The sequence below is a fragment of the Croceibacterium aestuarii genome (genome assembly GCF_030657335.1).
GTDB classification, from domain to species: Bacteria; Pseudomonadota; Alphaproteobacteria; order Sphingomonadales; family Sphingomonadaceae; genus Croceibacterium_B; species Croceibacterium_B aestuarii.
In genome coordinates this window covers 50087-75855 of record NZ_CP131039.1, presented here as the reverse complement: position 1 = coordinate 75855, position 25769 = coordinate 50087, and the positions used below count along the sequence as shown (strand labels likewise).

Annotated in this window: 24 protein-coding genes; 12 read left to right on the top strand and 12 right to left on the bottom strand. The window is 66.5% G+C overall.

The features are described 5' to 3' along the window. Window positions 1–119 precede the first annotated feature (119 nt). Window positions 120–347, top strand: a complete 228-nt coding sequence (locus Q7I88_RS00355) for a hypothetical protein (protein WP_305097061.1) — start codon at window positions 120–122, stop codon at window positions 345–347. Here Q7I88_RS00355 and Q7I88_RS00350 read toward each other — a convergent pair. After that, on the bottom strand, window positions 344–1228 hold the full coding sequence (locus tag Q7I88_RS00350) for a DMT family transporter (RefSeq protein ID WP_305097060.1): 885 nt from the start codon (window positions 1226–1228) through the stop codon (window positions 344–346). The two genes, Q7I88_RS00355 and Q7I88_RS00350, sit on opposite strands and share 4 nt — an antisense overlap. A gap of 157 nt (window positions 1229–1385) precedes the next feature. Between Q7I88_RS00350 and Q7I88_RS00345 the strand changes: the two genes are divergently transcribed. Continuing rightward, window positions 1386–2756 (top strand): L,D-transpeptidase family protein, encoded by a 1371-nt coding sequence (locus tag Q7I88_RS00345; protein WP_305097059.1) that lies wholly within the window; start codon window positions 1386–1388, stop codon window positions 2754–2756. 60 nt (window positions 2757–2816) lie between these two features. On the opposite strand, the gene Q7I88_RS00340 is transcribed toward Q7I88_RS00345, so the two are convergent. Next, complete coding sequence (locus tag Q7I88_RS00340) at window positions 2817–4475, bottom strand: GMC family oxidoreductase (RefSeq protein WP_305097058.1); 1659 nt, start codon at window positions 4473–4475, stop codon at window positions 2817–2819. A 108-nt stretch (window positions 4476–4583) separates the two neighbouring features. On the opposite strand from Q7I88_RS00340, the gene Q7I88_RS00335 reads away from it, so the two are divergent. Together Q7I88_RS00335 and Q7I88_RS00330 are read left to right on the top strand one after the other, a co-directional pair. After that, window positions 4584–5045, top strand: a complete 462-nt coding sequence (locus Q7I88_RS00335) for a DUF3237 domain-containing protein (RefSeq protein ID WP_305097057.1) — start codon at window positions 4584–4586, stop codon at window positions 5043–5045. Then, complete coding sequence (locus Q7I88_RS00330) at window positions 5042–6025, top strand: hypothetical protein (RefSeq protein ID WP_305097056.1); 984 nt, start codon at window positions 5042–5044, stop codon at window positions 6023–6025. Before Q7I88_RS00335 ends, Q7I88_RS00330 begins: the two co-directional genes overlap by 4 nt. Before the next feature lie 248 nt (window positions 6026–6273). Here the strand turns inward: Q7I88_RS00330 and Q7I88_RS00325 are convergent, their stop codons facing one another. The 7 genes from Q7I88_RS00325 to Q7I88_RS00295 all read right to left on the bottom strand — a co-directional run bounded on the left by Q7I88_RS00325 (window position 6274) and on the right by Q7I88_RS00295 (window position 14869). Continuing rightward, window positions 6274–6738, bottom strand: coding sequence for a VTT domain-containing protein (locus tag Q7I88_RS00325; protein ID WP_305097055.1), 465 nt, complete (start codon window positions 6736–6738; stop codon window positions 6274–6276). 99 nt (window positions 6739–6837) lie between these two features. Continuing rightward, window positions 6838–8376 carry a benzoylformate decarboxylase gene (gene mdlC, locus Q7I88_RS00320; protein WP_305097054.1) on the bottom strand — a complete coding sequence of 513 codons (1539 nt, stop codon included), beginning with the start codon at window positions 8374–8376 and terminating at the stop codon, window positions 6838–6840. Then, the gene (locus Q7I88_RS00315) at window positions 8376–9998 is read right to left on the bottom strand and encodes an MFS transporter (RefSeq protein WP_305097053.1); all 1623 of its coding nucleotides are present in this window, start codon (window positions 9996–9998) and stop codon (window positions 8376–8378) included. The genes mdlC and Q7I88_RS00315 overlap by 1 nt, the downstream gene beginning before the upstream one ends. Window positions 9999–10029: 31 nt before the next feature. After that, window positions 10030–11085: an amidohydrolase family protein gene (locus tag Q7I88_RS00310; RefSeq protein ID WP_305097052.1), complete on the bottom strand. Its 1056-nt coding sequence runs from the start codon at window positions 11083–11085 to the stop codon at window positions 10030–10032. Window positions 11086–11101: 16 nt separating this feature from the next. Further along, window positions 11102–12532 carry an NAD-dependent succinate-semialdehyde dehydrogenase gene (locus Q7I88_RS00305; RefSeq protein ID WP_305097051.1) on the bottom strand — a complete coding sequence of 477 codons (1431 nt, stop codon included), beginning with the start codon at window positions 12530–12532 and terminating at the stop codon, window positions 11102–11104. Between the two features lie 100 nt (window positions 12533–12632). Then, window positions 12633–13391: a nuclear transport factor 2 family protein gene (locus Q7I88_RS00300; RefSeq protein ID WP_305097050.1), complete on the bottom strand. Its 759-nt coding sequence runs from the start codon at window positions 13389–13391 to the stop codon at window positions 12633–12635. A gap of 80 nt (window positions 13392–13471) precedes the next feature. Next, window positions 13472–14869, bottom strand: a complete 1398-nt coding sequence (locus Q7I88_RS00295) for an MFS transporter (protein ID WP_305097049.1) — start codon at window positions 14867–14869, stop codon at window positions 13472–13474. Between the two features lie 207 nt (window positions 14870–15076). Here Q7I88_RS00295 and Q7I88_RS00290 point away from each other — a divergent pair, with 207 nt between their 5' ends. From Q7I88_RS00290 to Q7I88_RS00260, 7 genes are all read left to right on the top strand, one after another. Beyond that, a complete protein-coding gene (locus Q7I88_RS00290) occupies window positions 15077–15613 on the top strand; it encodes a nuclear transport factor 2 family protein (protein ID WP_305097048.1) in 537 nt (178 codons plus the stop codon). Next, complete coding sequence (locus Q7I88_RS00285) at window positions 15610–16116, top strand: nuclear transport factor 2 family protein (protein WP_305097047.1); 507 nt, start codon at window positions 15610–15612, stop codon at window positions 16114–16116. Before Q7I88_RS00290 ends, Q7I88_RS00285 begins: the two co-directional genes overlap by 4 nt. Before the next feature lie 10 nt (window positions 16117–16126). Continuing rightward, complete coding sequence (locus Q7I88_RS00280; protein WP_305097046.1) at window positions 16127–17041, top strand: SDR family NAD(P)-dependent oxidoreductase; 915 nt, start codon at window positions 16127–16129, stop codon at window positions 17039–17041. A gap of 113 nt (window positions 17042–17154) precedes the next feature. After that, window positions 17155–17511 carry a hypothetical protein gene (locus Q7I88_RS00275; RefSeq protein ID WP_305097045.1) on the top strand — a complete coding sequence of 119 codons (357 nt, stop codon included), beginning with the start codon at window positions 17155–17157 and terminating at the stop codon, window positions 17509–17511. A gap of 70 nt (window positions 17512–17581) precedes the next feature. After that, entirely contained in the window at window positions 17582–18253 is a 672-nt protein-coding gene (locus Q7I88_RS00270; RefSeq protein ID WP_305097044.1) for a glutathione S-transferase family protein, read from the top strand. 85 nt (window positions 18254–18338) lie between these two features. After that, on the top strand, window positions 18339–18743 hold the full coding sequence (gene msrB, locus Q7I88_RS00265) for a peptide-methionine (R)-S-oxide reductase MsrB (RefSeq protein WP_305097043.1): 405 nt from the start codon (window positions 18339–18341) through the stop codon (window positions 18741–18743). A gap of 121 nt (window positions 18744–18864) precedes the next feature. Beyond that, complete coding sequence (locus Q7I88_RS00260) at window positions 18865–21039, top strand: transglycosylase domain-containing protein (RefSeq protein WP_305097042.1); 2175 nt, start codon at window positions 18865–18867, stop codon at window positions 21037–21039. Window positions 21040–21051: 12 nt separating this feature from the next. Here Q7I88_RS00260 and Q7I88_RS00255 read toward each other — a convergent pair whose 3' ends face one another. The 3 genes from Q7I88_RS00255 to hflK all read right to left on the bottom strand — a co-directional run bounded on the left by Q7I88_RS00255 (window position 21052) and on the right by hflK (window position 24659). After that, window positions 21052–22596, bottom strand: coding sequence for a Do family serine endopeptidase (locus tag Q7I88_RS00255; protein WP_305097041.1), 1545 nt, complete (start codon window positions 22594–22596; stop codon window positions 21052–21054). 99 nt (window positions 22597–22695) lie between these two features. Beyond that, the gene (gene hflC / locus Q7I88_RS00250; RefSeq protein ID WP_305097040.1) at window positions 22696–23547 is read right to left on the bottom strand and encodes a protease modulator HflC; all 852 of its coding nucleotides are present in this window, start codon (window positions 23545–23547) and stop codon (window positions 22696–22698) included. Next, complete coding sequence (hflK, locus tag Q7I88_RS00245) at window positions 23547–24659, bottom strand: FtsH protease activity modulator HflK (RefSeq protein ID WP_305097039.1); 1113 nt, start codon at window positions 24657–24659, stop codon at window positions 23547–23549. The genes hflC and hflK overlap by 1 nt, the downstream gene beginning before the upstream one ends. Window positions 24660–24794: 135 nt before the next feature. On the opposite strand from hflK, the gene Q7I88_RS00240 reads away from it, so the two are divergent. After that, on the top strand, window positions 24795–25766 hold the full coding sequence (locus tag Q7I88_RS00240; protein ID WP_305097038.1) for an Mrp/NBP35 family ATP-binding protein: 972 nt from the start codon (window positions 24795–24797) through the stop codon (window positions 25764–25766). Window positions 25767–25769: the final 3 nt, after the last annotated feature.

Here is a 25769-nt window from a genome sequence, read left to right as displayed (position 1 = left end):
GCAAGGGCCGGATTTACGCGGGGCACTGCGCGTTCCGCGGCGCAAAATCAAGGGGGCGGGATTGGAATGAAGCCGCTCTGCGGCTAGGGGCCGAAGCTCGGAACGCAGCACACGCAACGATGCCCATCGGACCACCCAGCAGGCCGCAGGATCGGCTCCACGTCTTCGTCATGGCGCTTGCGCTGGCGCTGGCGGCATTTGCCGGCGGAGCAGCGGGTCTGGTGTGGAACTGGCTGGCCGGCGACGACAAGGAAACCGGGGCCGAGGCGACGACTGAGGAGCAGAGGGCACCGGCCGAGGAGCCGAGTCCCTCGCCGGTTCCGCTGCCGAGCCCGTCGCCCAACTAGGCTGCCGTCATTTCGGGCGGTTTGCGCGGTGCGGCGATCCAGCACCCGGCGACGATCAGGCCCGCACCGACCAGCGTTGGCGCGGACACCGGCTCGCGGAAAAACAGCCAGCCGAACAGCATGGCCCAGAGGAACCCGGAGTATTCGAGCGGAATCAGCGCCTGGGCCTCGGCCCGGGCATAAGCCCAGGCCAGTGCCATGGCGCCGCCGACCGACATCGCGGCCGCAGCGAAAATCCAAGGAAGCGATGCCGACCCGGGCAAGGCGAAGAACCACGGGGCGAACAGCAGGTAGACGAGGCCCGACACGGCGGTCTGGAAAGTGGCAACCTCGGCCGGTTTGGCAAATTGGGCTTGCTGGCGCTGGAGGACCAGGTTCCAGGCATAGAGCAGCGACGATGTCAGCACCGCCGCGATGCCGAGCGCCGCGCCGCCGTCGGCGGCGGGGGCTTCGATCCGGCCCCAGGCGATCGTCGCCACCCCGGCGAGGCCGAGCAGCGAGGCGGCGATGGCGCTGCGGGCGATAGTCTCGCCCAGCAGCACGGCTGAAAGGTACAATGCGACGAGCGGCGAGGTGAAGCTGAGCGCAATCGCCTCGGCGAGCGGCAGCCGGGTGATTCCCCAGAAGAAGGTGAAGCTCATCCCGGCAATGACCACCCCGCGTACGATGTGCAGCCGCATCACCGGGCGCGCCGGCCAACCGCGGCGCGTGGCGAGGTAGAGCGGCCCGGCCATCGCCAGCGCGAAGCCGCTGCGGACCACCAGGGTCACGTAGGTCCCGACCGCCAGTGCGGCGAGTTTCATCACTGCATCCATCAGCGAGAGCAGTCCGACCGCCGCCAGCGTGACGAGAAACGGCAGCAGATTGCGGGGCGGATGCATTCGCGGGATTTACGCGATTGCGCACTTCGGGCAATGGCGCGCTCCCCATCGATTCAGCCGCCAGCAAGGCGTGATGGTTGATGAAATTCGGCGAAACGGGCACAATCAGGGGCGCGGCTGCGTTAGTCGGTCGCATCGGCTCCGGGCACAGGACATCATGACCATTCTCACGCGCAAGCTTCTCCTCGCCACCGCTGCGGCCCTGTGCGCGGCGGCACCGGCGGCCGCACAGCAGCAGAGCTTCGCCGAACAGTTCGCGCCTTTCCAAGCCGAAAACGTGCTCGAGAAAGATGCGGTCGAGGTCGTCTCGCGGCCGGTGGTGCAGGACGCTTCCACGCCGGCGCCGCGCTTCCCGCTCGTCCAGCCGTGGTCGGTCGCCGACGCTCAGGGCCTGCTCGATGCGATCGAGGGTATCGGCAGCGAAGGACTAGATCCCCGCGATTATCGGCCCGAAGCCCTGCGCCAGGCGATCGCTTTCGGCACCAGCCCCGAGCTCGACCAGCTGGCGAGCCAAGTGTTCGGCTGGCTGGTCGAGGACCTGCGCGACGGGCGCACGCCGATGGAAGCGCGCAAGCAGTGGTTCGTGGTCGATCCGGACCCCGACCTGATTCCGACCGGGAAGGTGCTCGCCGACGCGCTGGCCAGCCATGACATCGCCGGAACGCTGGCGGGTCTCGATCCGACGCACCCCGACTATGCGGCGCTCAAGACGCTGCTCGCCCAAACCCCGGAGACCGACGCGGCCAAGCGCAAGATGATTCGCGCCAACATGGACCGCTGGCGCTGGCTCGCGCGCGATCTCGGCGGCCAGTACCTGATCACCAACGTCCCCGAGATGCAGCTGCGCCTGACGGTCAACGATCAGATCATTCGCACATACAGGACGATCGTCGGCAAACCCGGCCGCACCGCGACGCCGCAGCTTGCCGAGACGGTCGAAGGGGTAATCTTCAATCCGACGTGGACCGTCCCGCAGTCGATCGTCAAAGGCGAGGGGCTGGGAGCCAAGGTGCTCAACAACCCCGGTTGGGCAAGGTCCGCGGGCTACAAGGCAACCAAGGGCGCCAACGGATACATTTCGGTGGTCCAGCAACCGGGACCCGGCAACTCGCTCGGCATGATGAAGCTCGACATGCCGAACCCGCACGCAATTTTCCTCCACGACACTCCGAGCCGGGGTCTTTTCGAACGCGACAACCGCGCGCTCAGCCACGGATGCATTCGCACCGAACGGGCGCTCGAGCTGGCCATGACCATCGCCATCCTCGGCCAGGGCGCGACCAAGGACGAGGCCGTAGAGATCTCCAGCTCGGGCAAGTACACCCGCGTGCCGGTGGTCAAGACGATGCCCGTCTACATCACGTATTTCACCATGGGCCGCGACATCGACGGCGAGCTGCGCAGTTTCGACGACATCTACGGCCGCGACGCGCCGGTTCTCGCCGCGCTCGACCAGCCGCGGGTCGGCAACCGTGCCCGCGAGACGAGCGAAAAGGTGGTCGAGATCGTCGACGACCTGCAGATCTGATAACCGGGATCAGCGCCGCCTCTGCGGCTGCCCGATTCCGGCGTCGCGGTGCTCGGCCGGTCAGGCCGCGACCGATTCCTTCGCATCCTGGAGGATCATCTCGGCGCCCTTTTCGGCGATCATGATCGTCGGGGCGTTGGTGTTGCCGCTGGTGATCTTGGGGAACACGCTGGCGTCGATGACCCGCAGTGCTTCGACGCCGCGAACCTTGAGCTCGGGCGTGACCGGGTAGCGCTCGTCCCCCATCGCGACCGTGCCGACCGGATGGTAGACCGTGGCCGAGGCCATCTTGGCATATTCGAACATGGCCTGATCGGTATCGCCGAACGGGTCGCCGGCGTCCTTCATGTATTGGCGGATTGCCGGCTGATTCCAGATCGCCCGAATGACCTTGAGCTGTTCGACCGCCATCTGCTGATCGATCGGGTCGGAGAGGTAGTTCGGGACGATCTTCGGATTGACCATCCCGTCGGGCGAGCGGGCGTGGATGCTGCCGCGCGATTCCGGGCGCAGCTGGCACGGGTTGCTGGCCATGCCCGGCTCCTTTTCGAGCTGCAGCCCCTGGGTCGTCGCCAAGACCTCGAGGTCCATGCTCGCCGCCATCATGTGGATCTGCATGTCCGGGTGCTCGAGCTCGGGCCGGGTCTTGGCGAAAGCGCAGCCGTGGGCCACCGCCATGCTCAGGATGCCGGTGCGGGTGATACCGTACTTGGCGATCTCCTTGACCAGGTTGAGCCCGGTCGAACGATAGTTGATCGAGTGCCAGTCCTCCTTGAGGCGCGCCTGGCAGCCGATCATCACGTGGTCCTGCAGGTTCTCGCCGACCATCTTGCTCTCGTGGACCACGGGAATGCCCAGTTCGCGCAGCAACTCGCCCTGACCGACACCGCTGATCTCGAGCAGCTTGGGCGATTCGACCGATCCGGCGCTGAGGATGACTTCGCGCGCCGCCATGACCCGGCGCTTCTCGCCGTTCTGCATGAACTCGACGCCGACCGCGCGCTTGCCCTCGAAGATGATCCGGGTAGTCATCGCGCGGGTCTCGACCAGCAGGTTCTCGCGGCCCATCGCCGGGTGGAGGTAGGCGTTGGCGGCCGAGTGGCGCTTGCCCTTCTTGGCAGTGAGCTGGAACCAGGTGACGCCTTCCTGATCGCCGTTGTTGAGGTCCTCGCGGTAGGGCAGGCCGTATTCCTCGCACGCCTCGATCAGCGCCGCGGAAATCGGGTGCTTTTCCGGGAAGTCGGAGACGTTGAGCGGGCCGCCCACCCCGTGGGTGTCGATCTCGCCGCGCTCCTGATTCTGCGCCTTCTTGAAGTAGGGCAGGACATCGTCCCAGCTCCACCCGCGCGCACCCATCTGCGCCCAGCCGTCGTAATCGGCCGCCTGGCCGCGGACGTAGAGCAACCCGTTGATCGAACTCGAGCCGCCGAGCACCTTGCCCTTGGGCCACTTGTGCGGCCGGTCGCCGGTGCCGTGGTCGACCTCGGTATCGTAGAGCCAGTTGACCTTGGGATCGTTGAGCGTCTTGCCGAACCCGATCGGGGTCTGGATCATCAGGTTGGACATGAACTGGCCGGGCTCCTTGAGCGGCCGGTCGTCGCCGCCCGCCTCGAGCAGGACCACCTTGTGTGTCCCGCTCTCGCTCAGCCGCGCCGCCAGCACGCATCCGGCGCTGCCTGCACCGACGATGACATAGTCCGCGTAGAGTTCAGCCGCCATTTTCCTCTCCTTCTGCGCCCCGTGGACGCAATATTGGTGCGATTCGCTTGGATTTCAGCCTAGGATTGTGCACTCACCGGGTCACGGAAAACCGTGCGGAGAGAGCCCTTGATCAAGCCTGAACTTGAGTTTGTCTACGAAGCCGGCGGCGAGCTGGAGACCCCGCGCGAGATTGGGCCGGTGGTCGACGGAACCCGGCGGATCATCCCGATCAAGGCCGGCGGCTACGTCAAGGGTCCGAAGATTTCCGGCAAGCTGATGGGCAATTCGGCCGACTGGCAGCTGACCCGGCCCGACGGAGTGACCGTGGCCGACGCGATCTATGCGATCGAAACCGACGACGGCGCGCTGATCCAGATCCGCAACAAGGGCCTGCGCCACGGTCCGCCCGAGGTCATGGATCGGCTGCGCCGGGGCGAGCCGGTCGAACCCGACGAGTACTATTTCCGAACGGTCCCCGAATTCATCGCCCCCGAAGGCCCCTACGATTGGCTCAATCGCTCGATCTTCATCTGCTCGGGCGCGCGCTATGCGAGTTCGATCAAGCTGTGGGTCTGGCGGGTGCTGTGACACGGGCCGTCCCGGTTGCGCTCGCGGCGTTCTTGGCGGCCGGCAATAGCGATTTCGAAGCGCCTCGCACCGAATGGGGCGATCCCGACCTTACCGGCACATGGCCGGTGCAGATGGTCAACGATGCCCGAATTCGCCTCGAGCGTCCGCAAGAGTTTGGCGACCGGGCGGAACTGACCGACGCCGAGTTTGCCGAAAGACTGGCCGCCGCGGAGCAATCGGATGCGGAATACAGGCCGGCCGAAGGTGGTACCAAGGGCCTCTCCGAGTGGCTGCTCTCGACACCTTTCGCGCACCGCAGTTCGCTGATCGTCGATCCGCCCGACGGCCGCCTCCCGCCGCTTACCAAGGCGGCGAGGGCGCTTTCCGAAGGCGCGCGCTCTACCCGCGTGGGCCCGCCGGTATTCGACTGGGTCAGCGATTTCGACGCGTTCGAACGCTGCATCACGCGCGGCTTCCCGGCGGTCATGCTGCCGCAGCCCTACAACAACGGGCTACGGATATTCCAGGCGCCAGGCTATGTGGCGCTGCAGATGGAGACGTTCGGCACGCGGATAATTCGGCTTGAGCGAAGCGCACCCTGGCCCCGGAAGGTTCGTGCGTGGCATGGCTACAGCCGCGGGCATTGGGAGGGCGGCACGCTGGTCGTCGTGACCACAAACATCGTGTCGGGCGACAGCGCGACGACCAAACGATTCGGCCGTGCGGCAGGGCCGATCCCGGGGCGCGAGAACGCGGTCATCCCGGTCGGGCCCGATGCGAAGGTGGTGGAGCGCTTCAGCCTCGCGGGGCCGGACCGCTTGGCCTATCGAGTGACCTACGAAGATCCGGCCGTGTACACGGCGCCCTGGACGGCCAAACTCGAGCGGCAGCGCGACGAGGACTACAAGCTCTACGAATATGCCTGCCAGGAAGGCGACAGCTCGATCCGCGCGGTGATCGAGGGATCGCGCGCCGACCGTGCGGCGTCGAAGCGCTGACGCTCGCCGCCCTGGGCGATCGATTCGGTCTGCATCGCGATCGTCGAGGCTGGGCCAAGGTTACCATGTTTACACCCTGTAACCCAGCAAGTGTGCACTAAGAATTTGATATAACGTAGGTTATTGGCGGGATTGCCGGGTGACAGATGCGGTGCGGTCGGGAAAAATCTGCCTCCAGCTGAGCGGGTGATCGACGATTCGAAAGAGCCGCGCGGAGCATGGCGGCAACCGGGCCTTGTAGGACAGCCCTAAAACAGCGAGCCGGCGGTCGAGGTCAATCCGATTACCGGCAGAAAGCCGAGCAGCGTCGCGGCGAGGAAGGTGCGGCTGCGGACCGGCGAGAGCGCAGAGCCTGCGGTGACGAGGAAATGCGGCACGCCCGCGACCCGAAGCCCGACGACATAAAGAAAGCCGCGCCGCGCGAAGTGATCCTCGAACCGCGCCAGCCGTTCGCCCCAGCGCGCCCTGACCCGCTCGCGCAGCAGGTGGCGCGAAGCGAGGAACAGGACCTGGCTGCCGACGAGCACGCCCGCAAGCACCGCCGCGCCGCCGACCACGCCGCCGAGCAGCGCGCCCGAAGACACCGACACCGGGATGATCGTGCCGGGCACGCACAAGGCCACCAGTGTGGCCGTCAAGGCCGCAAAGGCGCAGGCCAGCGCGAATTCGCTGGTGAAAAGGGACTGCACGACCGCCAGAACGTCGGCGCTCATCGAGACGATATCCTCATGCCGGTGCAGTGTTCGGAGCGAGCGTCGGTTCCGACCTCCGGGCCGGTACGCTCCCACGCTGCGGCAGAGCGACCGAAATCCCTAGGCGATCCGGATGTCGAGCAGCGTCGGCCCCTTGGCGGCGAAGCTCCATTCGAGCGCGGCATCGAGGTCTTCGACCGCCTCGACCCGCTTCGCCTCGACCCCGTGCCCATTGGCGAGCTTGACGAAGTCGAGCCCCGTGAGGTCGCAGCCCGGCACGTGGTTCATGCCGAACTCGCCCGAAAACCCGGTCAGCGCCGCGTAGGCCGAATTGTTCATGATCAGGAAGCTGACGTTCGCGTCTTCGAGCTGTGCGGCGAACAGGCCCTGGATGGTGTACATCGCCGCGCCGTCGCCGAGGATCGCGAGGACCTTGTCCTGCTGGCCCATCGCCACGCCGATGCTGCCCGGCAGCGAATAGCCGAGGCCGCCGCTGGCGCAGGAATAGAACCCGCCCTCGCGGGTGATCGGCAGGACATCGTGCTCGGGCCCGCGGGCGGTCGGGGCCTCCTCGACGATGACGGCGTCCCTGGGCCGCAGTTCGGCGACGCGGCTGAGGACGTAGGCGGCGGTCATTTCCCGCGCCGGCTTCTTCAGTTCGTGCTTCTTGCCGGTGAACTCGCGCTTGTTGACCCGCTCGGCGAGTTGCGCGAGCCCGTCCTCCACGTCGCCCAGCACCCCGCCGCCGCCGGGCATCGCGGCAAGGTGCTGCGGGTCGTCGGACAGCGCCATGAGCCGGGCGTGCTCGGGCCAGTGCGGGCCGCGGCCCTCGACATGGTAGGTAAAGACCGGCGCGCCGACGACGACGATGGCGTCGAATGGATCGAGCAGATCGCGTATCTGGTCGCGCCAGGCGGGGAGGAAGCCGGCGAACTGCGGGTGGTCCTCGGGAAACGTCTCGCGCGCGTTGTAGGGCGCGGTCCACACGCTCGCTCCGCAGCGCTCGGCGAGGCGAATGGCGTGACACCAGCCGCCGGCATTGGCGACCCCGGTGCCGAACACCAGCGCAGGCTTCTCGCAGCCGTCGATGATCGAGGCAATGCGCTCGATTCCCGTCGCCGACGGGACCGAGACCAGAGTCAGGTCGGGCAGGGCGGGGATTGCGCATTCGCGGTCCCAGTCGTCGACCGGTATCGAGACGAACACCGGGCCCATCGGCGGGGTCAGCGCGGTGACGAAGGCGCGGATCAGCGCCTGCGGCACGTCTTCGGCGCGCGCGGGCTCGACCGAATACTTGACGTAGGGGCGCGGGAATTCGGTCGGCCGCTCGGCATAGAGAAACGGGTCGAACGGCAGAATCGAGCGCGCCTGCTGCCCCGCGGTGACCACGACGGGCGCATTGTTCTTCCACGCGGTGAACAGGTTGCCGAGCGAATGCCCGGTGCCCGCCGCGCTGTGCAGGTTGACCAGCGCGGGCTTGCGCGCGGAACGGGCGAAGCCGTCGGCCATACCGACCACCACCGCCTCGTTGAGCCCCATGACATAGGGGAAGGGCAGGCCCTTGAGCATCGGCAGCTCGGTGCTGCCGGGATTGCCGAACAGGCGGTCGACCCCGAAGTGTTCGAACACGGCGAATGCGGCATCGCGAACGGTCGGCATCAGACGGGTTCTCCTCCGGCCCGGGCGCGGGCGAGGACCGAATCCTCGTCACGCTGAACGCGGGTCAAAACATAAAGCAGGATGACGGCGATGACCGGCGCGACGACGTTGATCGAAATGATCGCCTGCCCCAGGTCGCCGCCGTTTCGATCGGATACGATACCGACGAAATAGGGACCCATGCCGAGCCCCAGCAGCGTCGAGATGATGATGTAGGTGCTGCTCGCCATTCCGCGCATCCGCGGCAGCACGAGATCGTAGTAGAGCGAGTAGATCGGCGGCAGCCACAGGGTCAGCACCAGGCTGTAGGCCGAGAAGCGCAGATAGAAGCTCATCGGGTCGGGCGCGTTGTAGGTCCAGATCCCGAGGAACGGCGAGATGCCGAGCGAAGCGAAGGTCAGCCAGACCCGGCCCCTGGCGCCCAGCCGGACGGTGAGGAGGTCGCTCAGCGGCCCGGCCGCCAGCGGGCCGATGACGCCGAGCGCGGCTGCGAGCAGGCCGAACTGCAATCCGGTGGTCGACTGATCCATCCCGTATTCGCGGATCAGGAAACTCGGGGTGAAGCCCATGACTCCGTAGTTGATCGAGGTCTGCAGGCCGCCGACGACGAACAGCAGCAGAAGCGAAGGCGAGAGCATGACGTTGTACGTCGACCTGTCCGTCAGCTTGAGCGACTGGAACAGGTTCAGGATCACGAATGCGCCGAAGCCGACCACGAACCACTGCAGCGCGTGCGGGTTTACCGCCACCCCGAGGACGTCGAGCGTCGGGCGCGGGCTGAAGGCCTGGGTCACGCCGGTCATGACCCAGCAGAACGCGGCGATCGCAGCGAGGCCGACGAGGTTGATGATCCACTGCTTCGCCCCGGCATCGCGCCGCCACAGCGAATACCAGTTGGCCAGCGGAGTGACCGAGCCGAGCACGGCGGCGCTGGCCTTGAAGGGATGCGGATCGGGCGGAGCCGGAATGCCGTCCACACCGCCGCGCACCGGCTCTTTCATGCGGTAGAGCGCCCATGCGAGGACCAGGCCCGGCGCCGCGGCGACGAGGAAGGCGAACTGCCAGCCGGAAAACCCGCCCGGTCCTCCGCCCGGATAGGCTTCGTCCCACCACTGCGCGACGAACCCGCCCAGCGCCATCGACAGGCCGAGACCGAGCGCGGTGGCGATGCCCATCGCCGCCATCGCGGTGCCGCGCCGGCTGCGCGGGAAGGTATCGAAAATGACCGAGTTGGCGCCCGGCTGGGCCGCGCCTTCGCCGATACCCACGCCCAGGCGGGAGATCGCGAGGACAGCGAAGCTGCCGGCAAAGGCCGAAAGCCCAGCGAAGACGGACCAGCCGAGGATGCAGATCGACAGCAGCCGGGTGCGAATCCAGCCGTCGACCAATCGTCCGAGCGGCAGCGAGAACAGCGCATAGAATAGCGCGAACACGGTGCCGTAAAGCAGCCCGAGCTCCGCATCGCCGATGCCGAGATCGGCGCGGATCGAGGGGGCGAGGATCGACAGGATCTGCCGGTCGAGCAGGCTCAGTCCCTGCGCCGAGGAAACGAGAAACAGCGCATACCAGCCGGCACGGCTGACCCGCGCGGCGGGCTTGATGCCCTCAACAGTCGTCGTCACCAGCGTCTCTCCCCTCGCCGCTAAGCCTGCTTCAGAGCTTGAACCAGCGCTCCGCATTTGTCTGGAAGAACTTCTTCTTCTGTTCGGGCGTAATGTCCATGTCGTCCATCCACACCACCTCTTCGGGCAGGTACTGATAGGGATAGTCCATCGCGTACATCACGCGGTCCTCCCCCATCACCTCGATCATCAGCTTGACCGCGGGCTCGAAGGCCATGCCGCTGTTGGTGGCCAGCACGTTGTTGCGCAAATAGTGGAACAGGTCGTGCTGCAGCGGCTTGAGGCGCGGATAGCGCTGGCTGCGCACGCCGGCGCGGTGCATGTAATCGTGGCGGTAGATCCAGTAGGGGATCGCCTCGCAGCCATGGCCGAGCATCATCTGCAGCCCGGGGTAGCGGTCGAACACGCCGGTGGTCAGCAGGCGCAGCCCGTGGAAGGCCGTCTCGACTCCGAAGCCGAACACCGCGCCGTCGAGCCCGGCCTCGACCATCGTGCCGATCATCCCGTCGGGCGGGCCCTGCGGGTGGATGTAGAGCGGCAGGTCGAGATCGGCGCAGGCGCGCAGGATCGGGTCGAACTGCTCTTCGTCGAGGTAGTGGCCGTGGGTGTGGCTGTTGATCTGCACGCCGTGGAAGCCGAGCTCTTCCTTGCCGCGCCTGAGTTCCTCGGCCGACCACTCGGGATCGAGCGGAGCGACGGCGATCATGCCGTAGAAGCGGTCGGGATGCTTCTCGCAGGCGTCCTTGAGCTGGTCGTTGGCGTTGCGGGCGATGCGCTTGGCCTCTTCGGGGTCGTGCATCGACTGCGTGCCGGGGCTGGTCAGCGCGAGCACCGCCTTGTCGATCCCGGCATCGTCCATCGCCTGCAGGCGCAGCGGCCCGAGGTCGAGCAGGCGCTCGCGGATGAAGGTCGTGCGCTCGCTGGCGCTGGTGCCATAGAAGCCCCACAGGCTGACGGTGCCTTCGTCGGCGCGGCCTTCGCGAACCAGCCGCATGATCGCGTCGAGCTGTTCCTGGGTGGCGAAAGCTTCTTCGGTGGCAATGCGCAGGTAGCCGCGGTCGCCGCCGGTCTTGAGTTCGTGTGTCATCGTCATTTCCCGTTGTTCAGCCTTCGTGGATGGCCTTGACGACCATGCAGGCGCGGACGCCCTCGGGCCCGTCTTCGCTGCCGTGGCCCGACCACTTCACGCCGCCGAACGGGCTGTCCGCGCCGCCGATCATGTGGCTGTTGATCCCGACCATGCCGGTCTCGATGGCATCGGCCAGGCGCCGCTGGCGCTTGACGTCGTCGGTCCAGGCATAGCCGGCGAGGCCGTATTCGACGCGGTTAGCTTCGGCGATCATGTCCTCTTCGCTGGCGTAGGGATTGATCAGCGCGACCGGGCCGAAGGGCTCCTCGCTCATGATGTCGGCGTCGAGCGGGATCTGGCTGAGCACGGTGGGCTCGTAGAAGAACCCTTGATTGCCGATGCGCTTGCCGCCTGTGTCGACCGTCGCGCCCTTGTCGCGGGCGTTGCCGATCAGCCGCTCCATCGCCTCGGGACGGCGGGCATTGGCCATCGGGCCCATCTGGGTGCCGTCCTTGAGGCCATCGCCGACGTTCACCGCCTTGGCGCGCTGGGCGAAGCCGTCGCGGAACTTCTCGAACACGCCTTCCTGGACGATGAAGCGGGTGGGGCTGACGCAGACCTGGCCGCAGTTGCGGTACTTGCCCATGACCGCGGTATCGAGGACCGTTTCGACGTCGACGTCGTCGAACACCAGCACCGGGCCGTGGCCGCCCAGCTCCATGGTCGTGCGCAGCATGTTGTCGGCGGCGAGCTTCATCAGGTGCTTTCCGACGACGGTCGAGCCGGTGAAGCTGAGCTTGCGGATCACCTTGGAGCCGAGCAGGTGGCGGCTGACCTCGTCGGGCACGCCGAACACGGCCTGCGCGACCTGTGGCGGCAGTCCGGCGTCGAGCAGGCACTGCAGCACGCCAAGCGCGCTGGCCGGGGTTTCCTCGGCGGCCTTGAGGATCACCGAACACCCTGCGGCGATCGGCGCGCCGAGCTTGCGGCCGGGATTGCCGAGTGGGAAGTTCCACGGGGCGAAGGCGGCGACGGGGCCGACCGGCTCCCAGCGCACCGTCGAACGCTGGCCGACCGGGCGGACCAGTTCGCGGCCGTAGAGCCGGCTGGCCTCGCCGGCGTAGAAGTTGAACAGGCCGACGTTCATCATCAGCTCGATCTTCGCCTCGGCGAAGGGCTTGCCCTGCTCCATCGTGGCGATGCGGGCCATGTCGTCGGCGCGCTCGAGCATCAGCCGCGCCGCCCCGCTGAGCACCGCAGCGCGTTCCTGCGGGGTCGAGCGGCGCCAGATGCGGAACCCCTCGGCAGCCACCTCGAGCGCCTTGTCGAGATCCTCGGCGCTGGCCAGCGGCAGCGCGCCGATGGCTTCGCCGGTCACCGGGTTGATCACGTCGAAGGTCCGCCGGCCGCCGCCGGAGACCTTCTTGCCGTTGATGATCATGTGGAGGGAGGGGTAGTCGGTCATTTCCTAACTCCGTCATCCCAGCGAAAGCTGGGATCGTTCGCCTTTGGCGCTTCGCTTGGTGGACAGCGGTCCCAGCTTTCGCTGGGACGACGATTTATTCTCAGCCCCTCGCCTTCGCGGCAGCCCGCTCGGCGTCGCGCTTGGCGTCGCCTTCCCAGCGCTCCGCGACCATTTCCTCGCCCGTGATCGGGTGCTTCATGTGGAACGGCAGCAGCTTGTGGACCGGCCATAGCCAGTGCTCGTCGATCAGCTCGTCGGGCCCGGCGGGATCGGCCGGGTAGGTCTCGCGGATGAACGGGGTGAACTCCGGATCGGTGTTGGCCCAGCCGTCCTCGAAATTGGCGTGCCAGTGCGGGAAGTAATTGAGGACGTGGATGCGCCACTTGCCGTCCTCGCCCTTCTTGTAGGTGTTCTCGTAGAGGCCGCCTTCCCACCACTGGCGCTTCTTGAGGTGCGGCGCGTCGCCTTCGTAATCCTTGTGCCGGCCGGCCTGCATCGTGCTGCGGCCGCGTAGCCGGGCGGTTTTGCCGTCGGGTTCGATGGTAACGATCGTCTGCAGCTGCGGATGGTCGAGCAGGAAGCCGTCGATCGGGCCGTTGTTGTTGTGGGTGAAGCGCTTGCGGAAGCGGTCGACATAGAGCCGGCGAACGCCTTCCTTGCCCTTCCACACGCCGCCGAAGAAGCGCACTTCGGCATCGTCGGTGAACAGGTCGACGACTTGGTCGTACATGCATTTGTCGATCAGGTAGCCGTAGAGGTACTGCAGGTTGCGGACGTCGATTTCGTCCTCGCGCCGGGTCAGGCGCTGCTCCAGCTCGTCAACCTTGGCGGCAAGCGATTCCACGCTCGTATCAGACATTCGACTCTCTCCGGATTTTTGTATGTGTTGCATACATTTTCGGCGGTTCGCCGGAACGAGTCAACGGGAGATCGGGGCGGTCACAGTCCGAGCGCTTCGAGCCGCTCCACCTCCTCGCGGTAGGGGCGGATGCCGCGCCACATGAAGAAGGTCGCGGTCGGCAGGAACACGATCGCCGTGATGAGGATCGCCTTCCAGACCTGGCTCTCGTCGCCGACCACGTAGGTGCTGACCCAGCCGATAACGAAGCTGCCGAGCGCGCCGAAGAAGGTGAACATGAACAGGTAGAAGGCGCTGACCTGCCCGCGCATCTCGTTGGGCGCGATGCGCTGGATCGCGGCGTTCTGCGCCGGCGCCCCGGCGAGCCCGAAGAACACGCCCAGCGCCATGAGGCTCAGCGCGATCTCGCCACTCGGAGCGAGCGGCGTGAGAATCGTGGTGACCGTGGTGCAGGCGAAGATGATCGCGGTCGCGCGGATGTTGGCGTCCTTGTAGCGCTTGCCCATCCAGGTGACGAAGAAGCCGCCGGCGGCGATCCCCGCCAGCATCGAGACCAGCAGAAGCGAGCCCAGCAAAGCCCCGGTTTCCGCCTCGTTCCAACCGTAGGTGCGGGCCATGAAGGGTATGCGCCAGGCGGGCAGCCCCTGGCTCTCGACGGCAGAGAGGGCCAGCGCCGCGAACAGCGGCAGGAACACGCGCTTGCGCGCCCAGATCGCCTTGAGCGCGTCCCACCCCATGAAGGCGGCGAACTTGCGCGCGAGCGTCGCGTCGGGCGCGGTGAGCTGCGCCACCGGGCTGCGCCGCGGCGGCTCCTTCACGAACATGTAGATCAGCCCCGCCAGCAGGCCGGGCGCGCCGACCATCAGCAGCACGAGCTGCCAGTTGAAGATCGGCAGGCCGAGAAACGAGACCGTCTCCGGCATCGTGCTCGTCCAGGCGATCATCTGTCCGCCGATGATGTTGCCGAATGACGAGCCGCCGATGTAGCCGAGCTGCAACAGAGCGAAGACCAGCGGGATCCGCAGCGGGCGGAACGCGTCGACGAGCAAGGCGTAGGAGCCGGGGCCGTTGGCCGAGCTCGCCGCGCCGACGAACAGGCGGGTGCCGAGCAGCTGGCGGAAGCTCTGCGCGAGACCGCCCAGCGCCATGATCGTGCCGAGCACCGCGATGCTCGCGCCGAGCACGTACTTGCGCGGAAAGATGTCGACCAGCCGGGCGAGCGGGATGCCGACGATCACGTAGGCGATCACGGTGACCGGGCCGAGCAGGAAGCCAAGCGTCGAATCCGATATCTGGAAGCTGCCCTTCATCTTCTCGGCCAGCATCGCGAACACGGTCTGGTCGAAGAAGGTGATGAAGGTCGCGAAGACCACGGCGAACAGGGCAAACCAGCCGCGGCTCTCCGGCGGCCAGGGCTGGCCTGCCGCGGCATCGGACGTGGTGATCGGCGAATCTCCGGCGGTCGGAGCGATGGCCATTGCGTTCTCCCTGGTCCCCCGTCCCAGCCCGGGCGGTGAATCTTCTTGCAGCAATTTGTAAGTGGCAACTACAAAACCATGAAGCGAAAAATTGTCGCCAAGTGTGGCGCTGTGTCGCGCCGAGGGGAGAGAGAACCAATGCCGAATTCCAGCGTCCGCCGGGCGCTTGCCGCCATTTCCGCCATAGCCTTATCCGGAGCAATGCCCATGACCACTGCCCATGCGCAGCAGACGTACGACCAATCCTACGCCGCGGACCGCGCCGAGATCGAGGACCTGATGGCGCGCTATCTCTTCGCCATCGATTACTTCGACTGGGACGCCTATGTCGGCACCTTCGCCCCCGATGGCGAACTCGAATTCGCCAGCGGCACGTCGGTCGGGCGCGATGCGATCCGCCAGGCCGTGACCAGCTTTTCGGAGCGAATCGGTCAATTCTATCACACCGAGGACGGCAAGCCCGCACTGCTGCGCCACGTCGTCTTGCAGAGCTCGATCCGCGTCGAGGGCGACAAGGCCTGGGGCCGGACGTTGTGGGTCGAAATGGCGAACAACGGGCCCAAGGATTCGATGAAGATGGGCACCTACGGCATCTACGAGGACGAATTCACCAAGGCTTCGGGCCACTGGCTCATCAAGAAGCGCCGCGTGCTCAACGAATTCCTCAAGGGCCGCCAGTCCGGTCCGGGCAATCCGGTCGCCGACATGGACAGGCTCGCGAACGCGGCCGCCGCGGGCCAGTGAGCGGGTACGGGCAGAGCTACGCCACCGATCGGGCGGAGATCGAGGATCTCATGGCGCGCTACCTGTTCGCCATGGATTACCACGATGCCGAGGCCTACGCCGCCTGCTTCACCGAGGATGGCGAGCTCGATTGGGCGATGGGCGTTGCGCGGGGGCGCGACGCCATTCGCGCCGAAGCCGAATCCTTCAAGGCGAAGATCGGGGAAATCTTCAAGGACAGCAGCGGCAATCCGGCCAAGCTGCGCCACGTGGTCAACCAGAAGGTGATCCGGGTCGAGGGCGACCTCGCCTGGAACACCGGCTTCTGGTGGGAAATGACCAACGGCGGGCCCGACGGTTCGATCGCCCTGCCGAGCTTCGGCGTCTACGAGGATGAGCTGGTCAGGGTCGAAGGGCGCTGGTTGTTCAAGCGGCGCAAAATCTACAACGAGTTCCTGCCGGGGCGCGAGTCAGGCCCGGTCAATCCGGTGCCCGCCATGGACGCGGCAGCCGAAGCAGACTGAGAGGAAGCAGATGATCGATATCGCGGGCCGCACGGCTTTCGTAACCGGGGGCGCCAACGGGGTCGGCATCGGCATCGTGCGCAACCTGCTCGAAGCGGGGGCCAAGGTCGCCATTGCCGACATCCGCGAGGACGCGATCGACGCCGCACTGGCGACGCTCGACAACCGCGAGGTCATGGGCGTCCAGCTCAACGTCATGGACCGGGCGGGATTCGCCGCAGCGGCGGACCAGGTCGAGGACCGCTTCGGACCGGTCAGCCTGCTTTTCAACAACGCCGGGATCAACCTCTTCCAGACGATCGAAGACAGCTCCTACGACGATTGGGACTGGGTGCTCGGCGTCAATCTCGGCGGGGTCATCAACGGCGTGCAGACCTTTGCCCCGCGCATGAAGGCGCGAGTGGAGGCGGGCGAGCAGACCGGCGGACACATCACCAACACCGCGTCGATGGCCAGTTTCATCGCCAGCGGCGCGCCGGGCATCTACAACACCGCCAAGTTCGCAGTGCGCGGCCTCAGCTATTCGCTGCGGCATTCGATGTACAAGTATGGGATCGGCGTGTCGGTGGTGCACCCCGGCCTGGTCAAGAGCGTGATCTACGCCAGCGACGATGTGCGGCCGGAGGCCTTGAAGGGCGAGATGAAGCCCGTCGACCAGGCGGCCGTCGAACGGCTGGCAGGCGTGCACGAATTCGGCATGGAGCCCGACGTGATCGGCGCGCGCATTCTCGAAGGGGTGCGCGAGAACAGGGCGAATATCTTCACCCATCCCGACCACAAGGACGAATTGCGCGTGTTGTTCGACGAGATTCTCGACGATTACCGCGACTATCCGAAGGACGCCGGATATGACCAGCGGGTGGCCTTCGAAAAGATGCGGCACGACAGTTTCGCGGAAACGCGGCGCAAGGCGCGCGAAATTTGAACGCCGCTTGCCTCGGTGCAGGCGGTGAGGCCGTCCGGCACCCGGTGCGAAAAGTCCGCATCGAGCCGACTATCGTTCACCGCGCGGCAATCGCGCTGCTATAGGCGCCCTCCATGCGAACGATTCTCCTGACAGCAGTCCTCCTTCTCGCCGCCACCGGCGCCTCGGCGCAGCAGGCCGCGCAGCTCAATGCCGATCAAAAGGTCCTGCTGCGCTGCTCTGCCGCCTTCGCCCTCGCGGCCAACATGCAGGAGCACGGCGACAAGACGCTTGGCGAAATCCCCGAGCTTCGGGCGCGCGGGAAGGAATATTTCGTTCGGGCGATGGCCTCGCTGATGGACCAGCAATCGCTTGACCGCGAACAGGTTTCGGCGTTGCTGAAGGCCGAGGTTGCCGCTCTGAGCGAGGGTGACGCGCTGCCAAAGGCCATGCCGGAGTGCCTCGCCTCGCTCCAGGCCTCGGGGCTCTGAGCGCACTCCCCGGGCGCTTGCCCCACAGCGCTATTTACGCGCCGCTCCGCATGCGGCATTGCGGCCCGCCATGTGGCAGGTCCATTGCTTCCCCCTTTGTCCGTTCAGCCGCAAGGTGCGCCTCGCCATGGCGGAGAAGGGCGTCGCGTTCGAACTGCTGCGCGCCAATCCCTGGGAAGGCGGCGACGCGCTCTTCGCGCTCAATCCTGCTGGCCGTACGCCGGTCGTCTGCAACGAGACGAAGGGCGTTACGCTGATCGATAGCCAGGCGATCTGCGAGTATTTCGAAGAAACCGAGGACAAGGCGCCCCTGATCCTGGGCACGGCGCCCGGGAGAGCGGAAATCCGCCGGCTCGTGGCGTTGTTCGACGAGCAGTTTTTCGGAGAGGTGACGCTTCCGTTGCTCAACGAGCGGATGAGGAAGCGGCTTTTCCTGCGCTCCCCGCCCGACAGCAAGACCCTGCGCGAGGCCATGCGGCTGGCGCACGAGCATCTCGACTACATCGACTGGCTCATCGACACGCGCCGGTGGATCGCCGGCGCGCAGCTGAGCCTCGCCGATTTCGCCGCCGCCGCGCAGATCTCGGTGGCGGATTATCTCGGCGGGATCGACTGGTCGGGACATGGCGAGGCCCGCGGCTGGTACCGCGTGATGAAAAGCCGGCCGAGCTTTCGGCCTCTGCTCAACGAGAAGATGGAAGGCTTGCCGCCGCCGGCAGGCTACAACGATCCGAACAGCTGAGTTTCGCCGGCCATCCGCGCCCAGGTCTCGGCCCGCGCTTGAGACAGGCAAAACACGGCATATATCCCTGCCGAGGAGAAGCATGATGCCCGACGACAAGATCCAGCTGTCCGATGCCGAGTGGCGCGAGCGCCTGACGCCCGAGCAATATGCCGTCCTGCGCCAGGGGGCGACCGAGCGGGCGTTCACCGGAGAGTACGAGCACAACAAGGCGGCCGGCGAATACCGCTGCGCCGGATGCGGACAGCCGCTCTTCGAAAGCGACGACAAGTTCGATTCGGGATCGGGCTGGCCCAGTTTCGTCAAGCCGGCCGACGGCACCGCCGTGGAGGAACATCGCGACGCTTCGCTTGGCATGGTGCGCACCGAGGTCGTCTGCGCCAAGTGCCAAGGGCACCTCGGGCACGTCTTTCCCGACGGCCCCAGCGACCGGGGCGGCATGCGATACTGCATCAATAGCGCCGCGCTGGCCTTCGAACCGGAAGACTGAGGCGAAAAAAGCGGGCAAACGGTCCGGCCGGGCCGTTAACCGCATGTTCGGTTTGGCCTATGCATGGCAGCGCGACGTGACCGGGCGTTCGGGTGCGCCCATTCCAGGCTAACGGGTACCGATGGCAATCAAGCGGGGCGAACGCTCCAGAAAACGGAAGCGGCAGGAAACCAGCCGCCGCGCGCGAGAGGACACCCCGCGCTCGGGCTGGCGGCTGTGGCTTCGCCGCGGAGTCCTGTGGGGCGCGGGCCTGGCGCTTCTGGGCGTCATCGCGCTCGGCAGCGCCGTTCTCTTCGCCGCGCGTTCGATGCCCAGCTATTCCTCGCTGATGAGCAGCCAGAACGGGCAGACGGTGCTCGTCCGGGCTCGTGACGGGACCGAGATCGTCTCGCTCGGTCCGAGTTACGGCAAGTGGCTGCGGTGGGACGAAATACCGCAGTCGATGAAGGACGCGATGGTGGCGGTTGAGGATCGCCGCTTCTATTCGCACTTCGGCGTCGATCCGATCGGGCTGCTGCGCGCCGTCTACGTCTGGGGAACCGGCGATCGGCGGCTCGGCGCCACCTCGACCATCACCCAACAGCTGGCGCGCAACGTCTTCCTCAATTCCAACCGAACGATCGACCGCAAGCTGCGCGAGGCGGTTCTCGCGATGGCGCTCGAGGCGAAGTTCTCGAAGGAGCAGATCCTCGAGCTGTACCTCAACAAGGTCTATTTCGGCGGCGGCGCCTATGGCATCGATTCGGCGTCACGCAAGTTCTTCAGCCACCCGGCGACCGAACTCAGCGTGCCGGAAGCCGCGATCATCGCGGGACTGGTCAAGGCCCCGAGCCGCTACTCGCCGACTGCCGACGTCGATGCCGCGGTCACCCGGGCCAATGTCGTCCTGCAACTGATGCGCCAGCAGGGAATGATCTCGTCGTCGGAAGCGGCGGTCGATCCCGACACGGTCAAGATCCAGTCGGCCGAAGGGCAGAACTCGGTCCGTTACTTCACCGACTGGGCGCTCCCCCAGCTCGACCTCCTGCTGCCTTACGACAGCTACGAACCGATCGAGGTCTGGACGACCATCGATCTCGGCATGCAGCGCGCGGCGACGGCGGCGATCAAGGCCAACGTTCCCTCCGGCGCGCAAGGCGCGATGGTCAGCCTCGACCGCGACGGGGCCATTCTCGCGATGGTCGGCGGGACCGACTACGTCGCCACCAACTACAACCGCGCCACCGAGGCGGTGCGTCAGCCCGGCTCCGCGTGGAAGCTTTTCGTCTACCTTGCGGCGCTCGAGGCCGGATATACCCCGGACGACCGGGTGGTGGACGAGAAGACCACGATCAACGGCTGGACTCCGCACAGCGGCAGCTATGCCGGGGAAATCGATGTCCGCACCGCGTTCGCCTATTCGAAGAACACGGTCGCTGCGCAACTCGGCAACGAGGTCGGCTTCGGCACCGTTGCGTCGATGGCCAAGCGGTTCGGCATAACCACGCCGATTTCGACCTACCCGTCGATGGTTCTCGGCAGCTCGGAAACGCGGGTGATCGACATGACCCGCGCCTATGCCGAGGTTTCGGCCGGCGGCCGCTCGGTCGAACCCTATGGGATCGTCAAGGTCGCCACCACCGACGGGCAGGTGCTGTACCAGCACGAGCAACCGCGCAGCACCCAGCTGGTGCCCGACTACGTCGCCGCCGGAATTACCGACTTGCTGCAGACCGCGGTCAACACCGGCACCGGCCGCGCCGCGCAGATCGGCCGGCCCGTGGCGGGCAAGACCGGGACGACGAATTCGAACAAGGACGGATGGTTCCTCGGCTTTTCGAGCGGTATCACCACCGGCGTGTGGATGGGCCGGGACGATGCCCAGCCGGTTCCGGGCCTGCAGGGGGGGACCGCCCCGGCCCGCGCCTTTGCCGCCTACATGCGTTACGCCGTGCGCGATCGGCCGGTCGAGCAGTTCGACACCGACCTGCAATTGCCCGAGTGGCAGCTCGAGCCAGACGACGAGTACCTCTACGGCGATCCGCAGGACTACTATTTCATCGACGAGAACGGCAATCTGGTCGAACCGGGCCGCGCGGGAGACGCGCGTGAAGCGCCGGCTACTCCCGACGACCGGGCCGCAACGCCCGTGCCGCGGCCGCAGCCCGGTCCCGCGCGTCAGCCACAGCCCTCGCAGCCCGCCGTGCCCGCGCCGGGCCCGCCGGCTGCGAGCGAGGATTTCCTAGAAAGAGCGACGGGTGGGAACTTGCCGCAGGAACGGCCGACCACGCGCCGGAACGCGCTGCCGCCGCAATAGCGGCAAGCGCGCTCAGTCGTCGCCGCGGAGCCGGATCGGTGCGGAGATCGTCGGGCCGCCGCGCGGCTGCAGACGCAGCAGGATGGCTTCCCGGCCCTCGGCCTTCACCGCGCGCACTGCGGCTTCGAGGTCCTGGGGCGAAGCGATATCCTGGTAATTCGCCTGGTAGATCACCGTCCCGCGCTGGAGCCCCTTCTGGGCCGCGTCGGAATTCGGATCGACGGCGGTTACCACCACGCCGCTGGTTCCTTCGGTCAGGCCGAGCTGACGCGAAATCTGCGGGGTCAGCGCCAGTGCCTGGATGCCCAGCGCCTGTTCGACGAGGCCGCTGCCGGTGGGCGCGACGTTGTCCTGCCGGTCGTCGCCCGTGTTCGGGTCGAACCGCTGGCTGGCGAGCTCTTCGGCACTGGGCCGGCGACCGACGGTCAGCTGCACGGTCTCACGCTTGCCGTTGCGGAGGAATTCGAGCGGCACGCGGGTGCCCGGCTTGATGTTCGCGACGATGTACGAGAGCGTCTGGTCGGGCGTGACTTCCTTGCCGTTGACCTTGAGCACGACGTCGCCGGCCTTGAGCCCGGCCTGGTCTGCCGGCTCGCCCTTTTCGACGCGCTGAACGAACTCGCCGCGGTTGGGCGGGATGCCGAGCGCATCGGCGAAGTCTTCGGACACGGGATTGATCTGCACGCCGAGGTAGCCGCGGAGGATTTCCTCGCCGCTGATCAGCTTCTGCACGATCGGCTCGGCGGTATCGGCGGGAATCGCGAAACCGATCCCGACGCTGCCGCCCGAGGGGCTGAAAATCGCGTTGTTGATGCCGATGACATTGCCCTGCATGTCGAACAGCGGGCCGCCCGAGTTGCCGCGATTGATGCTGGCGTCGGTCTGAATGTACCGGTCGTAGGCGCCGCCGCCGGTCGCGCGGTAGACCGCGGAAACGATACCGCTGGTCACGGTTCCGCCGAGGCCGAACGGGTTGCCGATCGCGATGACCCAATCGCCGACCCGGGCGTGCTTCGAATCGCCGAAGTGGACGAACGGGAAGTCTTTCCTGCCGCTGATCTTCAGGACGGCGAGGTCCGACTCGGCGTCCGAGCCGACGAGCTTGGCGGGATATTCGGTCCCGTCCGCCGTGGTGACCGAGATTTCCTCGACCTTGCCCTGACCTTCGGCGGTGATGACGTGGTTGTTGGTGACGATGAAACCGTCGGCCGAAATGATGAAGCCGGAGCCGAGCGATTGCGCTTCGCGCGTGGCGGGGGCGCCGCCGCCCTGTCCGCCGAACAGATCGGCGAACGGTGTGCCCTGGAAGGGGTTCTGGCTGACCTGCACGCGCTGCTTGGTGGCGATGTTGACCACCGCAGGCTGCAACTGTTCGGTAAGGTCGGCGAAGCTCGTCGGAGCTCCGGCCTTGGGCACGATTCGGCTGATCGCCTGATCGTCGTTCTGCGCGACCTGGGCGCCGGCAGGAAAGCCGGTGATGAGTGTTGCTGCCGCTCCGCCGAGCAACAGGGCCGAGGTGATTCCGTATGAGTAGCGCACGGGCTTCACGTCCTTCATAATCCTCTTGTTCCGGGATGCTTCGCACCCCAACAAACTACAACTGTCCCCGAGGCCTTTCACGCCGACGTGGCTGAACCTCGCTTTAATGTCGCGGCGCTAGCGGCCGCGAAATTGTCGCAAATACTCGTTGTCGTCGCCCATGATGATCTGGCTCGACCCGTTGCCGTCCGAATCCTTGGCAAACGTCGTGTCGTAGCTCTGCATGGCGCGATAGAAATCGTAGAATTGCGGATCCTTGCCATAGGCCGCGGCATAAATCTTTGCCGCCTCGGCATCGGCATCGGCGCGAATGATCTGGGCGTTCTTCTGCCCTTGCGCGCGGATCGTGGCCGCTTCCTGCTGCCGCGCCGTCCGCATCCTGGCAAAGGCCGATTCCAGCGGCGTGCCGTCGGGCAGATCGGCGCGCTTGATCCGCACGTCGATGACCTGCGCTCCGTATTCGCGGGCCTGGGTATCGAGCTTGTCGCGGATGTTCTGCATCGTCGTCCCGCGCTCGGCAGTGAGCAGCGAGGCGAAGCTGCGGCGGCCGAGCTCCTGGCGCACGACCGACGAGAGGATCGGGGCCAGTTGCGCTTCGAAGTTCTCGGTCGTGCCGACCGTTTCGACCAGCTTGACCGGATCGATTACCCGGTACCTGGCATAGGCATCGACGTTGAGCCGCAGCTGGTCGGTCGAAAGCACCTGCTGCGGGTCCATGTCGACGGTCAGCACGCGCTTGTCGATATACTGCACGTTGTCGACGAACGGTATCCGGTACCACACGCCCGCGCCGGTCTGGCCGTAGGGCTGGTTCGGCTTGAACCTGTTGACCACCGCGATCGGCTCACCGGTGCGGACGATGACCGCCTGTTCGGTTTCGGGCACGACGATCAACGTCGAGAATGCAGCGACGATCAGCACCGCGATCGCCACGATGCTCAACTTGTGGTTGTGCCACAGGGCTTCCATCACTGACCTCCCGCGTCCGTCGGGGCCGGCGTTGCGGCCTGGGCGCGGCGCTTCAGTTCGGGCAGCGGCAGATAGGGCGTGACGCCCTGTGCTTCGATGACCGTCTTGTCGGTGTTGCGCAAAACGCGCTCCATTGTTTCGTAATACATCCGGCGCCGGGTCACCTCGGGGGCGAGGCGATACTGTTCGTAGACCTTGTCGAATGCCGCGGCGTCGCCTTGCGCCCGGGCGAGGACCTGCTGCGCGACGGCTTCGGCCTGGTTGATGTAGCTTTCGGCTTGCTGCTGCGCGGCCGAAACGTCCTTGAAGGCCTCTTCGACTTCGCTCGGCGGGTCGGTCTTGCGGATTTCGACGCCCTGAATGCCGATGCCCGAACGGTAGGTGTCGAGTATCTGCTGCATCCGGCGGCGGACCTGCTGTTCGATGTCGGCGCGACCCGCGCCCGAGAGAACGCGATTGAGCGGCTCTTCCGCCACCGAGGCGCGCATCGCCGCCTCGGCCACCTCGCGTACCGTGCTTTCGGGATCGAGAAGCTGGAAGCGGAACTGCTTGAGATCCTTGATGTCCCAGCGCACCAGGTAGCTCAGGTCTACGAGGTTCTGGTCGCCGGTGAGCATGAGACGCTGCGCGGTGCCATCCGGAATCCTCTCGATGCGGATTTCCGACACCGGTTCGACGTCGACGTGCTGGATCGGCCAGGGCAGCGTGAAATTGAGGCCCGGCTGCAGGGTGCGCGAGTACTGGCCGAAGGTCGTGACGATGCCTTGTTCCTTCGGCTCCACCTGGTGGATCGAAGAGAAACCCAGCCACACCAGCGCAATCCCGCCGATGACGAACGGCAACCACGAACCGCCCCCGGGACGCTGGGGCAGGCGGAAGTTGGGACCGCCCCCGCCGCCGCCGGCGCGGCGCGGCCCTTCGGGCCCGCGATTCTTGAAGATATCCTCGATGCTGGCCGAGCGGCGCGGACGATCGCCGCCGCCCCCCGGCAACCACGGGTTGCGCGGTCCGTTCGGCTTGTTTTCGCCGCTGGGCGTATCGCCGTCATTGCTCTCGGGTTCGCCGCCGCTGCCGCCGACCGGATTTCCCCAAGGGCTCTTCTTGCCCGCCATTGCCAGCGCGATCCTCTCTAACCACCCACTCGAGTGTTCCATGCCCACCCTTATAGGTAGCGGACGCCGGAAAAACAGGGGCGGCGGCCAAGTTTTCGCTGCACGCAGCCGGACCTTGCGCTAGCACGCGCGGCAATGATTGATGAAACAACGATACGCGAGGCCCTGCCGCCGACGGCGGCGGGCCGGGTCAAACAAATCCTGGTCAAGGAAGGAGCCGCGACCCTCGTGGTCGATGCCGCCGGCATGGCGCGGGCCGACGCCGAAGCGCTCGAACGCGACATTCGCGAACGCGTCGGCGCGATCGAGGGCATTGCCGAGGTTCGCGTTGCGCTGATGGCCGACAAGCCGGTGCGGCGGATCATCGCCGTCGGGTCGGGCAAGGGCGGGGTCGGCAAGTCGACCCTTACCGCCAATCTCGCGGTGGCGCTGGCGGCAACGGGCCGCAAGGTCGGGGTCGTCGACGCCGACGTCTACGGGCCCAGCCAGGTCATGCTGCTCGATGCCGCGCAGCAGAAGGCGCGCGCTTCGGAGAATTCGCTTCACCCGGTCGAGACCGAATTCGGCGTGCGTTTCCTGTCGATGGGACAGCTCATCCAGCCGGGCAAGGCGATTGCCTGGCGCGGGGCGATGGTGGGCAAGGCGCTGGGCCAACTGATGAGCGCCGAATGGGGCGACACCGAAGTGCTGCTGGTCGACCTGCCGCCGGGAACAGGCGACGTGCAACTCTCGATGATCCAGCAGCATCGTCCGGCCGGCGCGGTCATCGTCACCACGCCGCAGGATCTCGCGCTGATCGACGCCACGCGCGCGATCGACCTGTTCAACCAGGTCGATGTGCCGATCGTCGGACTGGTCGAGAACATGGCCGGGTATGTCTGCCCGCACTGCGGGGAAAGCTCCGATCCGTTCGGCAAGGGCGGGGCCGAAGCGGCGGCGCAGGCGCTCGGCATTCCGTTCCTCGGCCGCGTCCCGCTGGCCATGGAAATCCGCGTGGCCAGCGACACCGGCCAACCCCCTGCCGCCAATCCCGGTCCGCTGAGCGAGCCGTTCGCGGCCATCGCTGCGGGACTCGCCGCCTGGCTCGACCGGGACGGGAGCCGCTGATCG